The sequence below is a fragment of the Sphingobacterium composti genome (assembly GCF_009829075.1).
In the GTDB taxonomy this organism is placed as follows: Bacteria; Bacteroidota; Bacteroidia; order Sphingobacteriales; family Sphingobacteriaceae; genus Sphingobacterium; species Sphingobacterium composti.
This window is the reverse complement of the sequence record NZ_WUQZ01000012.1, coordinates 34545-53535: the sequence shown is the minus strand read 5'-3', so window position 1 is coordinate 53535 and position 18991 is coordinate 34545. Positions and strand designations below refer to the sequence as shown.

The following is an 18991-nucleotide window of genomic DNA, read 5'->3' as shown; positions in this document are numbered from 1 at the left end:
TTTATAAAATTTATAGCAGGAATTTTCTTTCAATTAGCCAAATGATAAACTTTCTTTACATTTGTATAGTTAACATCTTACAAATCTTACATATGACTAGACTTTCCGTTAATATCAATAAAATTGCAACACTTCGTAATTCTAGAGGTGGTAATGTTCCGAATTTGGTGGCTGCAGCTTTAGCTTGTGAGCGCTTTGGTGCAGAGGGAATTACTGTGCATCCTCGTCCTGATGAGCGCCATATTCGATATCAAGATGTTTATGATTTAAAAGCTGAAATCAAAACCGAATTCAATATTGAGGGAAATTGTCAAGAACAGAAGTTTGTAGAACTGGTATTAGCAAATAACCCTGGACAAGTAACGTTGGTTCCTGACGCATTAGGACAGTTGACCTCAAATCATGGCTGGGACACTATTAAAAATAGGGAATACTTAAAAGAGACGGTAAAAATATTTAAAGATGCTGGAATTCGTGTTTCTATATTTGTCGATCCTATCGAAGAAATGGTAGAAGCCGCTGCGGAAACTGGAACAGACCGTATTGAATTGTATACGGAAGCATATGCTTCGGAATTTGGCTTTGATAAAGAAAAAGCGATAGAGCCTTATTTTAAAGCTGCGATAAAAGCTAGAGAAGTAGGCTTAGGATTAAACGCAGGTCATGATTTAGATTTAAATAATTTGGCTTATTTCAACCAACATATTCCAGGATTATTAGAAGTAAGTATTGGACATGCATTAATTTCTGATGCACTTTACTTAGGTTTAGAAGAAACAATAAAACGCTATCTAGCCGCTTTAAAGGCTTAGTAACAATTAATATAAAAATAGAAAAGCTCTGATTGAAAGTCAATCAGAGCTTTTCTATTTTTATATCTAAGGCATTATTCAATACCCTTGAAAATTCTATTCCATCGAATTTTAGATAGGAAAGAACCGTCTTTATCCCAACTTAACCAAGTGAATAAAGCCTTTCCTACAACGTGATCTTCAGGCACAAATCCCCATCCACGTGAATCATATGAATTATGTCGGCTATCTCCCATCATCCAATAATAATCCATTTTGAATGTATAAGAATCAGTCTTCTGACCATTTATAAGAATATCATCACCATTAATTTCTAGTGTATTTCCCTCATAAACCGTTATTGCACGTTGATATAAAGGCAAAGTCCATTTATCCAATTTTACCTTCCAGCCCTTTGCAGGAACTTTTATTGGCCCAAAGTTGTCATAAGTCCATTGTCTTTCGTTCCAATCGTAGTTTGGAAATGACGCATAATTCGGATTATCAGTACCATAGATTACTTCTCTTACCTCCTTAACATTAGACCAAGAACGAATAGACTCTGCTTCAGCTGGAGTGATATGTAACACATAGATACCTTGCGAAGGATCTGTGTTTTCCATATCAACCTCGAAACGATTTTTTATCAAATTATCTTCAGATATACCAAAAGGATCCGAAAAAACAATGTATGAAGTTTGTAAATCATCAGACTCATAAGAGATCTTTCCATTTACATATAATCTACCATCTTTCATAGAAACTTCATCACCAGGGATACCGACAGCACGTTTGATATAATTCTCACGCTTATCAACAGGACGATTGTATGGTTCATCTGCTTCCATTGGATAATTAAAAACTACCACATCATTGCGTTCAATTTTTTGGAAACCGGGTAATCTTTTGTATGGAATATGTATTAATTCAGAATAAGCATTACCTCCCGTAAGTGGCATTGTATGGTGCGCAAACGGAAAAGCTATAGGAGTATTTGGAATACGTGGACCATAATTGAGCTTACTCACAAAGAGAAAATCACCAACTAATAATCTTCTTTCCATTGATCCCGTCGGAATCATATATGCTTCGATTAAGAACCCGCGAATTAAAGACGCTGCAACCGTCGCAAAGATGATTGCATCTGCCCATTCGCGACCAACCGATTTTTTGTAGGGATATAGTTTTTTGAATTCTTCAGTAGCTGACTGACCTCTGTATTTCACATTCGGATCGCTACCCCACATCGGCAATACAATGTATGGAACTAACACTGCAGCTGCTGTTTCCCAAAAACGTTGCTTTCCAAATGCTTTTATTAGATCCAAATATAAACTGTAGAAAACAAATATATTGATAATGGGCACAATGAGTAACGCTACCAACCACGCTGCTCGACCGACCAATTGTGTCATCACATAAACATTGTAGAAAGGAACAAATGCTTCCCAACCTTGTTTACCAGCTTTCTTAAACAATAAAAATAACCCGTAATGCGCTACAATTGCTAAGACACCAAAAATTAAATACCACATACTTTATTTATTCATTATAACAGACGACCTAACGAAGTAAATCCAATCTGTTTTTTATTTATTAAAATCAAAAATTTCTGTTACTTGATAAAACCCTTTTTTACCATACAACCACTCGGCTGCTACGACAGCTCCCAAAGCAAATCCATCACGATTGTGCGCTGTATGCTTGAATTCTATTTGATCTACCTCAGAACTATATAGTACAGTGTGTGTACCAGGAACTTCTTCGATTCGAAGACTTTCTATCAATAATTCATTTGGTTGATTTACGATTTCTTCGTCAGATCCTACTACTTGGTTCACCCAAGATTTTTTAATCTCACTGTTGTCGATAATACCTTCGGCAATTGTAATTGCCGTACCACTAGGTGCATCCAATTTATGGATATGGTGAATTTCTTCCACCTGTACGTCATATTGCTGGTAAGGACTTACAGCTTTCGCTAATAATCTATTGATATGAAAAAAAATATTTACGCCAATACTAAAGTTTGAGCCATACAATAAAGATTGATTTGCCTCTAAACACGTTTCCTTGACCTCTTGCAAATGCTCATACCATCCTGTTGTACCTACCACTAGCGGTAAATCTGCTTCAAAACATAGACTGATATTTTCTAATGCCGCATCAGGCGTACTAAAGTCTATGGCAATATCTGCATCTGCTAAATCTTCAGCAGTTAAGGTTTCTCTATTGTGCGCATCAACAACTAAAGCTATTTCATGTCCTCTTTTGAGTGCAAATTTTTCAATCAATTGCCCCATTTTGCCATAACCTAGTATAACGATTTTCATATTTCAGGTTTATCTATTTAAAATTAAACGTCAATTTAACTCCAGGAGTAAACTGACGGCCAAAATTCATATTGTATGCCAAATTAGATGTTGGCAACATCGTAGGTGTAATTTTAAAACCCAAATCATCACCAATATCGTAACGAAAGCGTAACATAGAATCTACGTATGCTTCCAACACATTCAATCCCCACCAACCAGCTGTGACCAAAATAGTCATATCACGATAACGTCGGTAATTATCCTTAGCTCTAATTAATCCATCTAAACTTTGATAGCCTTCTAAATCAGGATCATTTGTAGCGCCATTATTATCAATTCGAAAAGCAGCTTCATCAACAAACTTTTTATAGTACCAATTCCAATAGTCGAAAGTCATATATCCTGCAACCAAACCTCCATAGATAATAGGCAACTTTACCCACACGAATTTACCTCCATTGGTAATCTGTCCCCATCCTGGAGCTATTAAGGATCTTCTCCAAGCTTTTGTGGATAATTCTTCAATAGCCAAGCGAGTAGAATCCTTTAAAATATCTTTATAATAATATTTCTCACGCTCCTTCTCTGCTTTCTCACGTGCTTTCCGCTCCGCGCGTGTTTCCTTTTTAACGGTATCTTGCGCAGCTTTTACACTATCTAAAGTATTTAAAGCTGTGCTGTCCAAAGTAGGCTTCTTCGTTGTTTCGACTTGAGAAAAGCCTACCAACGAACACAATAAAAAGAAAATAAAGACTAAATATTTGGTCATTACCAATCTAACAATTCTAAAATACGGCTCAAATCATCTTCTGATTCAAATGGAATCTCAATAGCTCCCTTTCCTTTTGTATTTTTTAAGTTCAACCGCACCCGTGTAGAAAATTTTGATGCTAAATCATCTTCAATCTTTTGGTATTGAAAATCCAATTGCTTGCCTACACCTTTTCCTTTTTTAGGCTTTAGCTGTTCTTGGATATTACGTACCAAAATCTCTGCCATACGAACCGATAAATCTTTGTCGATGATTTCTTGATAAACAAAAAGTTGTTTATCTATATCACCCACATTGATCAATGCTCGTGCATGGCCCATCGAAATTTTACCATCACGAATACCTACTTGAATAACGGGAGGCAACTTCAAAAGACGCAAATAATTAGTAACTGTAGATCTATTTTTAGACACACGATCACCCAATTCTTCTTGCTTCAAATTACACTCCTCGATCATACGCTGAAAACTCAAAGCCACTTCAATGGCATTTAAATTTTCACGTTGAATATTCTCAATCAATGCCATTTCCAACATTTGCTGGTCATTCGCTGTACGTACGTAAGCTGGAATTTCTGTAATTCCTGCCAACATAGATGCACGCAAACGTCGCTCACCAGAGATGAGTTGGTATTGATTTTTACTTACTTGTCTTACAGTTATTGGCTGAATCAACCCTTGCAACACGATGGACTCCGAAAGCTCTTTTAAAGCATTCTCATCAAAGTCAGTACGCGGCTGAAATGGGTTTACTGCAATTTGTTCTATTTTAATAAAATTAATACTACCTGCCGATGGTGCAGTTGTATCACCGATCTCGCTTTTGGTAGTACTAGATGATACTTTCAAATCATCCTGCAACAGCGCACCAAGTCCTTTTCCTAATCCTGTTTTACGTTGTAATGCTGCCATTATACGATTGCCTTTTCTTCTTTATTATGTTCTACCAATCCGTTCTTTTGTAAAATTTCTCTAGCTAAATTCAAATAGTTTATTGCACCTTTACACGATGCATCGTGCATGATAACCGAAATACCGAAACTTGGCGCCTCACTAAGACGAGTATTTCGTTGGATAATCGTCTCAAATACCAAATCCGTAAAATGCGTACGCACCTCTTCAACCACCTGATTAGAAAGGCGAAGACGTACATCATACATCGTCAATAGTATTCCTTCGATTTCTAAATTTGTATTTAATCTATTCTGAACAATTTTGATGGTATTTAATAACTTACCTAAACCTTCCAAAGCGAAATACTCACATTGAACTGGAATAATCACCGAATCAGATGCTGTCAAAGCATTGATCGTAATCAAACCCAATGAAGGAGAACAATCTATGATGATAAAATCATAATCATCCTTGATCTCTTCCAACATCTTCTTCATCTTGTACTCACGCTCATTCAAGTTGATCATCTCGATTTCGGCACCAACTAAATCAATATGCGCTGGGAGTAAATCCAAATGAGGTGTATCTGTTGATTTGATAGCATCACGTGGATTCAAATCATTAACCAAACACTCGTACACACTTGCCTTGATCCCACGCGGGTCAAAACCGATGCCCGAAGTGGAGTTTGCTTGCGGATCTGCATCCACCAGCAACGTTTTATATTCTAAAACAGCCAAACTTGCAGCCAAGTTGATTGAAGTTGTTGTTTTCCCTACACCGCCTTTTTGATTTGCTATTGCAATTATTTTTCCCATGAGATACCGAACCTTTACAATTTTGTACTATCAATTGTAGTTCTCTGATAAAATTAACATTTACACTAGGTATTAAATACTTAAATGATGTTAAATTTACTATTTTTGAGAACTTCCTGATACTATTACTCAGGATGCTAAGATACAAAAAATTGGTTTACGATTTGACAAATCGTGTATCGATTACGATAAGTTGCAACATCACAATGAATTTAATTATATCAGGTACAAATAGGTTGGGTAGTAACTCTTTAAAAGTAGCCAACTATTATAAAGGTGAATTGCTTCTCAAAGGGGAAGCCTGGGAAATCCTCTCTTTAGAAGACTTGCCACACGACATTTTGTACACAGATTTGTACGGTAAGCGATCGGATGCATTTTCCACTATTCAAGCTAAAGTATCAGTAGCACAAAAATTCATTTTCGTCATCCCAGAATACAATGGCAGTTATCCTGGCGCTTTAAAAATATTTGTAGATGCCTGCTCTTACCCAACCTCATTTACACACAAAAAAGCCGCGTTAGTAGGTGTTTCTACAGGTAAATACGGCAATATTCGCGGAGTAGATCACTTTACTGGTGTATGCAATTATATGCGTATGCACGTATTACCACTCAAAATTCATATACCACACATCAAAGATGAACTGAATAGCGAAGGCTTATTTGTAAACCCAATTACGTCGAAATTCGTTAATGAACAGATCGATGAGATAGTGAGATTTTAATTAGTTAGCTTCCTCAAAAACTATTTTTTACTTCTGATTTCGCATATAATCAGCGATCAAATTCTCACTTGTATTATTGCTATTTGAAAGTGATTGTATAATATTTTGCTTTTCTCTAATCGATCTATTCTGACTTAGTTTAAATTTCGCTTCGATATTGGTTACTTCAATCTCAAAAGCAACTATACCATTCATCATTTTTTCTTTATAGTCTATTGCTAGATTTTCCCATTGCTTTTGATATGATGAATCAAAACTAAGAATCATCGCTTTAACTGCATCGTACTTTTTATCATCAGAAACAATTTTCCCTTTTCCATACGTATGAATCGCCATGTAATTCCAAGTAGGAACATTTGTTTCCTTCTCATAATTGTCTGTCGAAATATAAGCATGTGGCTCTGTAAAAATAACTAACACCTCATTCTCCTCTATATCTTCCCAATGCGGATTCGCTTTGGCGAAATGAGAGATTAGGAATATATCATCCCTCCTTTCTTCCACCACAAAAGGTAAGTGAGTAGCGACTGGATAATTATTTTTTGATGTTATAATAGTAGCAAAACTGAAACGCTTCATGAAGGATAAAATCTCCCCTCTATCTTCTACTTTATTAATTTTAGGAATATACACCTTAATCTAGTTTTATGTTAATTCAATAAATTTATAGTTTTAATAGGAGATTTTTACACACCAAACCTTTAGAGATTAATGAGTTTATAAAAAGCAAAAGCATCAAATCCTTGATGCTTTTGCTTTATCTATTATTCAGTGATTAATTTATCGTAGGGTCGAATGATCCTCCCCAATCTTTATTTTGTTCCAATTTGGAATTTTTATCCAATACTGACTGTGCTAAAGGGAAGAAATAGTAAGTATCAGGTACTATATTTACCTGCGCACCAGAACGAGGAACTTGTAACAAGCTATATTTAAACTGACTCTCAACAAGTTGATAATTACGCGCTAAATTCGCAGCCTGTTCCAAATTCATTTCCGAACCATCAGGATTGATAGCAATTGCTTCTACACCAAATTTGGTTTTATTGTGCAATACATCAAGTTTACGCAATCTTCTCAAATCCCAAAAACGATGCCCTTCAAACGAGAATTCAATATTTCTTTCAGCTAGAATAGCCTCTCTTATCCCTTCTTTGGTATTTGCAGTAATACCATAGTTTCCATCTGATCCAGCATCAATACCAGCACGCTGACGAATTTTCCTCAAGAGATCTTTTGCTGTATTCAAATCTCCAGTTTCATTCGCCGTTTCGGCGTAATTCAACATAACCTCAGCCAAGCGCATCACAACGTAATCTACATCATATTGCGTTTCTACTTCAGTTTGTTTTAATGAAAGTTTAGAATTTTTCAAGATGAAGAATCCGCTATAGCGATTCAAGTTTTCGGATGGCGTCCGCGCATTTGGATTAATACCAAAATCATCCAATGCTGCCGCCACACCTACAGAAGTATATTGTCTTTTACCCATCTTACCCGATACTTCATAGATTTTACCATTCCAAACAATTGATTTATCAAATCTTGGATCTCGATTTTCCCAATATGACTGTAAAAACTGAGCTTCGGTCTTGTAATAAGCACTTGTAGGATCAGAATAAAGCTTACCATCTTTCATCGGAAATGATTTCACAAATTCCCAAGATGGCACCGAGCTTGCTGTACCTCTACTTTCAGAACCTGGACGTACACCATAATCGTAGCTCGCTACTTTATTGGGATATGTATTAATCACAGCAAAGATTACTTCAGGTCCCTTCTCTTGCAAAGCTATATTATAATAATCTGGTGTGAGGCTATAGCCATTTGCTATAAGACGCTCATAAGCTGTTTTGTTGGCTGTATTTGCCTCTGCCCAGTATGCATTTCCAAATGGATTAGTAGGATTGTATTGAGGTGACGCTTTGTATAATAAAACTTTCCCTTTGAATGCGACTGCAAAATTTCCATCTATCTTGCCATACTCAGCAGAACCCTTTTGAATGGTTGCGGGAAGCAAAGAAATAGCTTGATCTAAATCTTTTACGATTAACTCAAAACATTCTTTCGTACTATTCCTAGGTGTTTCTAAATCTTCACTATTCAACTCTTGTGGTTCTGTAATATAGGGAACACCGCCGTGAAATTTGACCATATTAAAATACAAATATGCGCGCATAAATAGGGCTTGTCCAAGTACACTGTTTTTAACTTCTGTAGACAGACCTGTACTTGCATTCACTTTCTGAATGGCCGTGTTTATTCTTCTTATAGTTGTATAATCCCAAGCTTTATAAGATGAATTATTTACCGTCACCGCATCCAGCGGAAAATTAATTCCTATCAATTGATCTGAATTATTATCTGCTCCAGCAGACCAGTTTCCGAATAATGGATATAGATTTGCTAAATACGCATTAACTAGATTAGGGTCATTCCATACTCTTTCTTCATCCAACGAACCTAAATTTGGAATATCAAGGACATCCTTACAGGAAGATGTCGCTAAAGCTAGGGCTAGTATAGGATATAATATCTTTTTCATAGTAGTAATCATTAAAATTTAACATCTAAGCCTAATGTAAAAGTCTTCATCACAGGGTAGGAATCATACATTTTCTGTTCTGGATCATGAAACTCTGTCATTGGCGATAACACAAATAAATTAGTTCCATTGAAGAATACATTTACGCTTTTGATTTTCATTGCGTTAGCAAGAGTTTGTGGCAAACCGTATGACACATTTAAGTCACGTAAACGCATGTAAGCTCCATTTCTGATCCAGAAAGTCGATGCTACACTACCCGATTCTTGCCAGTTTGAACCCACTACGCGAGGGTATTGCGCATTTGGATTTTCGGGAGTCCACACATCTCCAGCCCATATTGGGTAATATGGACGGAATGAACCACCATGCTGACGCATTCCAGCACCTTCTTGATTACTAATAATTCTATCGTAAGCCATTACACCTTGTAATAAAGCCGAAATAGATAAACCTTTCCAACTTGCATTCAATCCTAATCCATAATTAATACGTGGCGTATTATTCTCTGATAACAACATCATATCATTATCATCAATTTTTCCGTCAGGACCACCAGAATAGTTAGCTCCATTGATATCTTTATACAAAATCATTCCTAAGTAAGGATCACGACCATACGTTTTAAAGCCTTTGCTAATAAGATCATCCAATTGTGCCTGTGTTCTTACTATATCTACTGCTTCCAAACCAATAATTCTGTTCTCTGGTCGACCTATTCTTGATCTAAAATTTTGTTCTCTACCTGATTCATAAGATGGCTCTTCATCATAAATATTCCATTGATCGACTGCATAGCCCATATTTGCTGTTATACCATAAGAAAATTCTCCTGCACGATCGTTCCATCCCAAGGTAAACTCACCACCCTTATAACTACGAGCAGCATAATTTTCTGGTGCTAAAGTACGACCGTAATTATCTGGAACAATCAGGTTTCGACCTCCCAAAATATCAGTCTCATCTCTTTTGAAAACATCTATATTACCAGAAAGACGATTATTTGCCATCGCGAAGTCTAGACCTAGGTTATAACTTTTTGAAGTTGTCCACGTAAGGTTTTGCGTAGGATTAGCACCATAAGTTACACCATTGTAATAGCGGTCTCCAAAAATATATCCACCAGAAGGAGCGTAGTTTTCCTGATATAAGAATTGAGCAATCTTCACCGCACCGACATTCAAATCATTACCCGTTGTACCAAACGATGCTCTTAGCTTCAAGTCATTAAATGTGGCTTTAGCACTTTCGAAAAAGCTTTCCTCGGAAATACGCCATGCCGCAGACATAGAAGGGAAAAAGCCCCAACGCTTGTCACCAGGAAATAACGGTGAACCATCATAACGGAATGAGAATTCAGCAATATATTTATCCGAATAATTATAATTAGCACGACCAATAACACCACGACGCGCATCTACAGCCTCACCTGCATTAGTTGATCTGAAATTACGATCTGTCGGGTAAATATACATTTGATCTAAGCTTACTATTGGATTCTCTGCCCTTGAATTAACATACATGCCGCCAAATTTATATTGCTCATACACTAACAAGGCATCGATAGAGTGCTTATTGAATGTACGATTATAGTTCAAAAACCAGTTTAATTGGTATTCCCATTCACGTTCTGGTGTATAATCTAAGAAAGGCTGGGCTTGACTAAATGTAAAAATGTTTATTTTATCTTCTGTCGGTGGCGCAGGAATGAATCTATTGTCACTCGCATCCAAAGAAGTAAACGTATAGTTCTTTTGGAATGTCATGAATCGCTTACGCATATAATCATCAGCGACATAACTTCCCACTACTTTCGTAGACAAACCTTCCACTAGCTTATCTAACTTGTAATTTAAAGTCATAATCGGATTCACTTGTCGCACTTTACGGTCTATGTAGCGATTTCCAATTACTTGGTCAATTACATTCCATGCTTGCCAACTTCCCATTGGTGTTTGCACCGGATACTCAGTAGGCGTGCTACTTGGCGATCCATCTGCATTTAGATAAAATGGATACATTTTAGGCCAATTGAATGTCACGCGATAAAAATCCGAAACATCGAAATCATCATCTGCAGCTGAGGTACTAAATGGCCAATAAAAGCGTTTCGAATTCGTTTGATTTGCAGCAATATTTACATCAATACTGAAATCATCCGTCACTCGCGCACTAACATTACTTCTCAAATTAAACTTTTCATGATCCAATGATTTGTACGAACCATTCTCCTTTCTATAACTTAACAAGTTGTAATAAGTTATTCTATCTCCCCCACCGGTCAAAGAAATGGATTGCCTATGGCTAAAAGGATTACGCCAAATCATATCATTGACGCTATATACCTTATCTTTGAAATAATCGAATTCTTTTTGGGTGTTAGGTGCCACCCAAGGTGTTGATCGATTACCACGTTCCCACAAAAATTGAGATACACGATTTTGATATGTCAACTCATCAGCAGCTGTAGTGATATCCGCTAATAACGTTTGTGTTGGAGCCCCTAAAGTATAATTACTTTGTACATTAAATACAGGAGCCTGATTTGTCCCTTTCTTCGTGGTTACAACCACTACACCATTACCTGCGCGTGTACCATAAACAGCAGCAGTAGCAGCGTCTTTCAAAAAACTCATTTGATCGACTTCATTTGCTTCTAAAGCATCGAACGCAGCTTTATCTCTAACGATACCGTCAATAACATAAAGTGGCTCGGCAAAACTACCACGAATACGTAAACTCGATGATGCTCCAGCCATACCAGAAGTATTGGTAACATTAACACCTGGCGCACGTCCAGCCAAAGTATTAGACAAATTAGATGGAGCAATATTTTTTAGTTGATCTGCATTGACAGAAGATATCGCACCCGTTAGATTTCCCTTGCGTTGTCTTCCGTACCCCACAATGACAACTTCTTCCAAATTGCCAACATCTTCTACTAATTGTATAACGTTAGCTGATGCGTTCGCAATCGTATATTGCTGCGTCTGAAAGCCTACGCTTTTAAGTGTCAACACATCTCCTACTTTGGCCTGAATTTTAAATTCTCCGCCAACAGATGTACTTGTGGATTTGCCATCTGCAGTTGAAATAGTGACACTTGCAATAGGATTGCCCTGCGCATCTACAACTTTTCCAGAAATTTCGCTTTGAAGAATAATAGTTAGATTAGTCGCGGCAGATAGATTAAGTGGAGCAGAAACTATTCCGCTACAGGTAAAAACCCCTAATACTCCAATAGGAATCATTCCTTTGAATAGGTATTTTTTTTTCATAGTTTATTAAGTTAGTAGTTTACGTTACAAGCTACCAATAACCAATCACTATAATTAGTTATATTTTAAAAACAAGAAAAATTTACGAATTTAAAGAAGCAAAAAGCATGTGCAATCGATAGTTTGTAAACTAAAAACAAAAAATATTTCAGTTTTTACATACACCATAAGCATTTGTGAAATTAAAACCTAGCCCACAAGTTAAAGCTATTACTACTAAAGCTGTTGAAGCTGGAAAGGTGCTTGATAGTTAGGCTTGTGACAATATCATCGTGTCGAAAGACGGCTACTATAGTTTAAAGGATGAGGCGTATTTGGATCCTTTTAAAAATAGTGATACTCACAATTTCTAATTTATTGTTTCACAGTTTGTCATAATTAATGTTTTTGTAATTCCTTCACTACATAAAAGCTCTTTTGTCTTTTGACAAAGTATTAGCATACCTGGTCAAAATCCAACCGCTTTTAGAGTTTGGCTCGCCTGCGGATCGCTCAGGCTTCGATGTTGTCACTATTTTTGAAACAAAAATACCGCCAACAGTCTTCGTCTATTTCATAGATATCGTTGAATCATGCTTGCGCATTTCTCTTCAACGACCTTCGCTCAACTCGCAGCACGGCGAGCTGTGTTAAGATGATTGTGGTATTTGTAAATTGTTGCAGTAAATTAAGACCCCTTAGGGGGATGAAAAAGTGTGCAATTTGTCAGACTAAAACTATGAACCTGAATTCGATTATTAATTCTATTTAAAATTGCAATCATGGTGGTAAATGTTTATATTTAAGTATCTGAAATTCAAATATTTAACAATATACCAGACCATGATTACATACGATAAAGTTACCGATATTTTCTGCATAGTTGATGAGTTTTGCAAGAACTTTGAAAAAAACACTAAAAACTTCATCATTGGGAAGGCTTCAAGACGACCAGCAACCATGTCAAATAGTGAGATCATTATTATCCTACTATTATTTCAGATTAGTGGCTTTAAATGTTTCAAGCATTATTACATATTTTATGTACAGCGCCACATGAACAAAGATTTCCCTAAGACAGTTTCTTACAATCGTTTTGTAGAACTTAGCCAGACTGTGATTATGCCCTTAACTATGTTTCTGAAAACCTGTTGTTCGGTTTCTTGTACAGGAATATCATTTGTGGACTCTACGCCAATAAGGGTTTGCAAAAACAAACGTATAAAAGCCAATAAGGTCTTCAAAGGAACTGGTGAAATTGGAAAATCAACCATGGGATGGTTTTACGGTTTCAAGTTGCATTTAATCATTAATGACAGGGGTGAAATCCTTAATTTCCTTATTAGTCAGGGGAATATGGATGATAGAGAGCCGTTAAAAAAGAAAGTTTCCTAAAAAAATATTTGGAAAGCTATTTGGCGATAAGGGATATATCTCTAAACAATTGTTTGAAATTCTTTTCATCGATGGAATACATCTAGTCACCGGAATACGAAACAAGATGAAAAATAGCCTAATGAGTATGAATGATAAGATTATGCTTAGAAAAAGATCAGTTATAGAAACTGTGAACGACGAACTTAAAAACATCTGTCAGATTGAGCATTCAAGACATCGTTCATTCATCAACTTTATCGTAAATATCTTAGCTGGATTAGCAGCATACAGTTTCTTCCCTAAGAAACCTTCAATCAAATATCAAACGGTAAAAACTAACCAATTGTACGCTTTTTAATTATCGAGTTCAGGTTATGACAGAAAGTGTGACGAACTTTTGATTTTATAAACTGAAAATTGTTCACTACATTTAATGTTAAATCAGTCTTGTGTTCTTTAAAAAATTAGAATTTGTTTAAGGTAACTCAGAACATCTAAATAACTCATCGAGGAAAAAAGAGCTTTATAAGTGGTTTAACACCATAAAAAAAAGCATCAATAAATTGATGCTTTTTTTTATGGTGTGGAGGCTACTGGATTCGAACCAGTGACCCTCTGCTTGTAAGGCAGATGCTCTGAACCAGCTGAGCTAAGCCTCCGTAAGGATGGTGGAGAATACTGGATTCGAACCAGTGACCCTCTGCTTGTAAGGCAGATGCTCTGAACCAGCTGAGCTAATTCTCCTTTTATCTTTTTTAAGAACTCTTTAACTCCCCAGTCGACCACTTCCGATGTATCGGAATGAGCTGAACCAGCTGAGCTAATTCTCCTTTATGAATGTTTGGTGGAGGCTACTGGATTCGAACCAGTGACCCTCTGCTTGTAAGGCAGATGCTCTGAACCAGCTGAGCTAAGCCTCCATACATTGTTGTTATTCTCTGTTAGAACTCCACAACCTTATCCCGATTGCGTGTGCAAATATAGCCCTAATTTTTAAGTTTCAAAATGTTTTTTAAACTTTTTTACCTCCATAAATCGTAATTTCCTAATAAAAAGAGAGATAATTATTAATCGTAAAATTTCCACGAAGCACCGAATCTAAAGTTGGCTGGATTCATCGGATATCGACGAACAGAATAATAGCCTTTTGGATACAAATATTGATTCGTGAAATTACTACTGATAAAAAGGTTTACACGTTTGATATTCATCGTAGCCCAAAAATCAACTATTGGATAAGTTGAGAATTCTAAGCTCGTGTTCGTATTATAGAATTGTCCTGTATTAATAGAATATGAAGGCGTGACGAAAGGTGTATTAAAACGAACATCGGTACCAATTCGAAGATTCAACACATCAAACCATCTAGAGTCGTAATATAAGCTGTGCCAAGTGTACAACTCTGGAGAAGCGATGACATGCATAGCATCAGATTTTTGGTATACAACTCTATTATCAAAATGAATTTTTCCAAACTTAAAATTCTGCTCTACTGTCGCTTTCAAAAAATTCAGATTACCGTATTGTGCGGCTTCAATTATCTTATCTAGACGACTATTATCATCTGGGTTATCGACTTCTTTGAAATACGTGTAATTATTAATTAAGAAGTACTCTAATCTTCCTTTAAAACCTAATTTAGGGTTGCTATATGTAAAGGACAAATTTTGCGTTTTAGACTTCTCTAAATCATTATTCCATTGATGGTATGTGTAGTTCATACGATTGAATACCATTTCAGGAGATTTATTTTGTGAATAAGCTCCTAATGATATTTTACCGACATTCTGCCCAATTAATATATCAGCATTAGCTTCATATAAGTAATCGCCAAAATTGTGGCCTACTACTATTTGATTTACACCAACATTGAAATCAATACGATCAGAAAACTTATAACTGAGATCTCCTTTTACTGAGGAATTTTGGTAAAAATCTGTAGACACACTATCAGCTAACCATATTAAGTCATTTTGAAATCCAACATTTAACTTAGCTTCATTCTTTAAAACAGATTTTGGTCTAAGATAAAATGAATACGTAAATTCATTGGATATCGTAGTAACTTTAGTCGTATCATGCACTTCTATAAAAGTACCGTAAGGGAAGGCATTATACGTATCGGGTTCATTCTTGTAAAAAACGAAACGTTGTTGGCGTATGTGTGTATTATGCGCAATAGCATTTGTTGGATGAATCTCCATATCGGGTTCAGCTTTATTTATAGTGTCCAATCGCCCCATATAATAAGACTGACGCAAAAAGAAACTATTATCATTCCATTTATTATAAGGTCTAGTCTGCCTCTGCCCTCTCAAACGTGTAGTAGCCGAATACCAAGAACTTATTTTATTATCTCTAAAAATAGTGTCATTCAGAATAGAACCGTTCTCCGCTGCATCCAATTTATTAAAAGTCAAATTCGCTAGCATATTGTAACGTTTATTAGGCGATTCGTACCATGAATGAACTGTTCCTTTTCGATCGCTATAATCTTGGTTATAAAAATACCCATCTGTATTGGTAGCGTGATAGTCAACTCCTAAGTTCCAGTTGGGGTTTATATTCTGCGTCAATTTAGCTTTGAAAACTTGATCGGCAAAAAAGAAACCTACAGCATACAACTCTGAATACCGCGCTCGAGCACGAAAATATTGAACCGAGTCCGATGTTAGTAGATACCTCTCTAATGCATGAAATCCCGATTGAAACCCGATTTTTTTGGTTGGTTGAAATAATAAGTCTCGTGTTGCCAACCCATACGATCCTAGATTTATACTAGGATTCCAAGGTAAGTTTTGCTTATTGTAATATTGAAAATTGTAATGAGTTGTATCGATCTGCTTTGTATATGTTGCATATTTCAACATATTTAATGTAGCATAACGCACATACTTAGCCGAAAAAATGACTGAGTCCTTCTTATTATCCTCTTTGGCTCTCGCCGAATCCAATGCAGAACTGAATTCTTCTTCTACCTGCGCTTGCAGTGCAAATGTGAGGAAGAAAAGGAAAACTAGACTTAAAAGGCTACGTAAAAAATTACTACTCATTTACTACAAAATATATTTCGCAAAAATAAAGAAAATTAGAGGTTATTGTAGAGCAATTAACTCTTTTAACACCTGTGTCATCTTTGGCTCCACTTCTGCCGCCACCTTCACAATTTCATCTAATGAAACAGGCTTCAATTCAGCATGAAAGCCTTCATCCGTAATCACTGAAATTGCAAATACGGGCAAACGCATATGGTTTGCCACAATGACCTCAGGAACAGTACTCATTCCTACGATATCACCTCCTATCAGACGCATATATCGGTATTCAGCGCGAGTTTCCAAATTAGGACCTGGGGTAGATACATATACCACACGATGGGCCCTAACACCATTTTTTTGTGCTATTTGCAAAGCTTGATTTTGCATTAACTTGTCGTATGGTGAGCTCATATCTGGAAATCGATTTCCATATTGTTCATCATTTGGCCCCCGTAATGGATTATCAGGCAACAAATTAATGTGATCATCAATAATGCCTATATCACCTTTTTTGATATCAGGATTTAGAGAACCGGAAGCATTTGAAACGAAAAGTTTTTGTATACCCAAATCACGCATTACTCGGACAGGAAAAGTAATTTCTTGCATATTATATCCTTCATAATAGTGCAAACGCCCTTGCATAGCAACGACTTTTCGACCATTCAAGATGCCAAAAATTAACTTACCAGAATGAAATTCTACAGTGGAAATCGGGAAGTTAGGAATATTGGAGTACATCAACTGATGTTGAACTTCAATTTCAGTTACAAGCTTACCTAAGCCAGTACCTAATATAATACCAAATTCGGGAGAGAAATCACCAATACGTTGGCGAATGAAGGAAACCGTCTCGTCTATTAAATGATACATGTGTACAAAAAACTAATACTCAAACTTAGTGTTAATTTTTTGCACACACAAATCACTTAAACCTTTATTATTTAGCAGATAATTGTTTATCTGAAGCTCTTCCTGGAGAAGTAAACCACAACATTAAGAAAGTAATCAGACCGTTGTAAACGATTAATTCGAAACCAATCTTATATGTGGTATGTGGTAAAACATACAATGTAAACAACCAAATTAGTATCGGAGCTAACACACAAATGTATGGTACTAGATTGTCATTAACTTGACGTTTGGTCAAAATACCGAAAGCAAATAATCCCAATAATGGACCATAAGTATAACCAGCGATTTTGAAAATAGCCGAAACTACCGAATCATCGTTGATAACGTGGAACAATAGAATTACAAGTAACATAACTATTGAAAATGCCATGTGTACTATATTTCTCTGTTTTACCAACTTCGGATCATTTGGATTTTCTTTCTTGTTAAACCCTAAGAAGTCCACACAGTATGAAGTCGTCAATGCAGTCAAAGCCGAATCTGTCGTTGCAAATGTAGCTGCCGTCAACCCCATCATAAAGACAATACCTGGTAATAAGCCCAAATGACGTAAAGCAATCTCTGGATATAAATAATCAGATTTACCTAAATCTTTCACATTAATACCATTTGCCTCAGCATAGAAATATAATAACGCACCAACACACAAGAAGAAGATATTGATTACCACAAAAATTGATGTAAAAGTCATCATGTTTTTTTGTGCTTCACCAATAGTTTTCATACTTAGGTTTTTCTGCATCAAATCTTGGTCAAGTCCTGTCATTGCAATAGTAACGAAAGCACCACCTATGATATGTTTCCAGAAATGTCTTGTATCACCCAAAAGATTTTCCCAAATAAATACTTTAGAATATGAGCTATCTTTTACTTTCTCAAATGCTTCAACAACCGTAATACCCAAACCATCTGCCATAAAATAAATTGACAATATAACAGCTAATACTAAAAACGTTGTTTGTAAAGTATCCGTAATGATAATTGTCTTTAGACCTCCCTTATTGGTATACATCCAAATAAGTAACAAACATCCTGCTACTGTTACGATAAATGGAATATTCCAAGCATCAAAAATATAGCGTTGTAATACAATAGCTACTAAATAAAGTCTAAAAGCAGAACCAATGGTACGAGATACCAAAAATATCATTGCTCCTGATTTGTAGCTCTTATATCCTAATCTTTCTTCTAAATATGTATAGATAGAAGTTAAGTTCATTCGATAGTAAAGCGGGAGTAGCACATAGGCAATAATGACGAAACCTAATGCATTACCCAATACAAATTGGAAGTAACTAAAGTTGTTGGGAGACAAACCTCCAGGAGTATTACCAATATCTCCTGGCACAGAAATAAAAGTAACGCCTGATAAGGCAGTTCCAATCATCCCAAATGCTACTAAATACCATTTAGAATTACGGTTTGCAACAAAGAATGTGGAGTTATCTGACGAATTTTTGGATGTAAAGTAAGATACTGCTAACAATACAGCAAAATATACGACTAGAAATGATAATAATATTAAAGGCGACATATAGAGTC

General features: G+C 36.1%; 13 protein-coding genes, 3 tRNA genes and 1 pseudogene. 3 read left to right on the top strand and 14 right to left on the bottom strand.

The window, feature by feature from the left end:
- Positions 1-92 precede the first annotated feature (92 nt).
- Positions 93-812 (top strand): pyridoxine 5'-phosphate synthase, encoded by a 720-nt coding sequence (locus GOQ17_RS09500; RefSeq protein WP_159637109.1) that lies wholly within the window; start codon positions 93-95, stop codon positions 810-812.
- A 74-nt stretch (positions 813-886) separates the two neighbouring features.
- Here GOQ17_RS09500 and lepB read toward each other — a convergent pair whose 3' ends face one another.
- Genes lepB through GOQ17_RS09475 form a run of 5 tightly spaced genes read right to left on the bottom strand, consistent with a single transcriptional unit; the run spans position 887 to position 5589 of the window.
- Positions 887-2326, bottom strand: coding sequence for a signal peptidase I (gene lepB / locus GOQ17_RS09495; protein ID WP_159637108.1), 1440 nt, complete (start codon positions 2324-2326; stop codon positions 887-889).
- 54 nt (positions 2327-2380) lie between these two features.
- Positions 2381-3124, bottom strand: a complete 744-nt coding sequence (dapB, locus tag GOQ17_RS09490) for a 4-hydroxy-tetrahydrodipicolinate reductase (protein WP_159637107.1) — start codon at positions 3122-3124, stop codon at positions 2381-2383.
- Between the two features lie 13 nt (positions 3125-3137).
- Positions 3138-3875 (bottom strand): DUF5683 domain-containing protein, encoded by a 738-nt coding sequence (locus tag GOQ17_RS09485; RefSeq protein ID WP_159637105.1) that lies wholly within the window; start codon positions 3873-3875, stop codon positions 3138-3140.
- Positions 3875-4789 carry a ParB/RepB/Spo0J family partition protein gene (locus GOQ17_RS09480; RefSeq protein ID WP_159637104.1) on the bottom strand — a complete coding sequence of 305 codons (915 nt, stop codon included), beginning with the start codon at positions 4787-4789 and terminating at the stop codon, positions 3875-3877. Before GOQ17_RS09480 ends, GOQ17_RS09485 begins: the two co-directional genes overlap by 1 nt.
- Complete coding sequence (locus GOQ17_RS09475; protein ID WP_159637103.1) at positions 4789-5589, bottom strand: ParA family protein; 801 nt, start codon at positions 5587-5589, stop codon at positions 4789-4791. The genes GOQ17_RS09480 and GOQ17_RS09475 overlap by 1 nt, the downstream gene beginning before the upstream one ends.
- Positions 5590-5795: 206 nt before the next feature.
- Between GOQ17_RS09475 and GOQ17_RS09470 the strand changes: the two genes are divergently transcribed.
- The gene (locus GOQ17_RS09470) at positions 5796-6317 is read left to right on the top strand and encodes an NADPH-dependent FMN reductase (RefSeq protein WP_159637102.1); all 522 of its coding nucleotides are present in this window, start codon (positions 5796-5798) and stop codon (positions 6315-6317) included.
- A gap of 27 nt (positions 6318-6344) precedes the next feature.
- On the opposite strand, the gene GOQ17_RS09465 is transcribed toward GOQ17_RS09470, so the two are convergent.
- The 3 genes from GOQ17_RS09465 to GOQ17_RS09455 all read right to left on the bottom strand — a co-directional run bounded on the left by GOQ17_RS09465 (position 6345) and on the right by GOQ17_RS09455 (position 12140).
- Complete coding sequence (locus tag GOQ17_RS09465; protein ID WP_159637101.1) at positions 6345-6950, bottom strand: FMN-binding negative transcriptional regulator; 606 nt, start codon at positions 6948-6950, stop codon at positions 6345-6347.
- A gap of 142 nt (positions 6951-7092) precedes the next feature.
- Positions 7093-8862, bottom strand: coding sequence for a RagB/SusD family nutrient uptake outer membrane protein (locus GOQ17_RS09460; RefSeq protein WP_159637099.1), 1770 nt, complete (start codon positions 8860-8862; stop codon positions 7093-7095).
- Between the two features lie 11 nt (positions 8863-8873).
- Positions 8874-12140, bottom strand: a complete 3267-nt coding sequence (locus GOQ17_RS09455; protein WP_159637098.1) for a SusC/RagA family TonB-linked outer membrane protein — start codon at positions 12138-12140, stop codon at positions 8874-8876.
- A gap of 822 nt (positions 12141-12962) precedes the next feature.
- On the opposite strand from GOQ17_RS09455, the pseudogene GOQ17_RS09450 reads away from it, so the two are divergent.
- A pseudogene (locus GOQ17_RS09450) lies at positions 12963-13854 on the top strand (IS982 family transposase).
- Positions 13855-14080: 226 nt separating this feature from the next.
- Here the strand turns inward: GOQ17_RS09450 and GOQ17_RS09445 are convergent.
- From GOQ17_RS09445 to GOQ17_RS09420, 6 genes are all read right to left on the bottom strand, one after another.
- Positions 14081-14155 (bottom strand) — tRNA-Val (locus GOQ17_RS09445).
- 7 nt (positions 14156-14162) lie between these two features.
- Positions 14163-14240, bottom strand: a tRNA-Val gene (locus GOQ17_RS09440).
- 98 nt (positions 14241-14338) lie between these two features.
- A tRNA-Val gene (locus GOQ17_RS09435) sits at positions 14339-14416 on the bottom strand.
- A 147-nt stretch (positions 14417-14563) separates the two neighbouring features.
- Positions 14564-16549, bottom strand: coding sequence for a putative porin (locus tag GOQ17_RS09430; RefSeq protein ID WP_159637097.1), 1986 nt, complete (start codon positions 16547-16549; stop codon positions 14564-14566).
- A gap of 42 nt (positions 16550-16591) precedes the next feature.
- Entirely contained in the window at positions 16592-17407 is an 816-nt protein-coding gene (locus GOQ17_RS09425; protein WP_159637096.1) for a purine-nucleoside phosphorylase, read from the bottom strand.
- A gap of 67 nt (positions 17408-17474) precedes the next feature.
- Positions 17475-18983, bottom strand: a complete 1509-nt coding sequence (locus GOQ17_RS09420; protein ID WP_159637095.1) for a sodium:solute symporter — start codon at positions 18981-18983, stop codon at positions 17475-17477.
- Between the last annotated feature and the right edge of the window lie 8 nt (positions 18984-18991).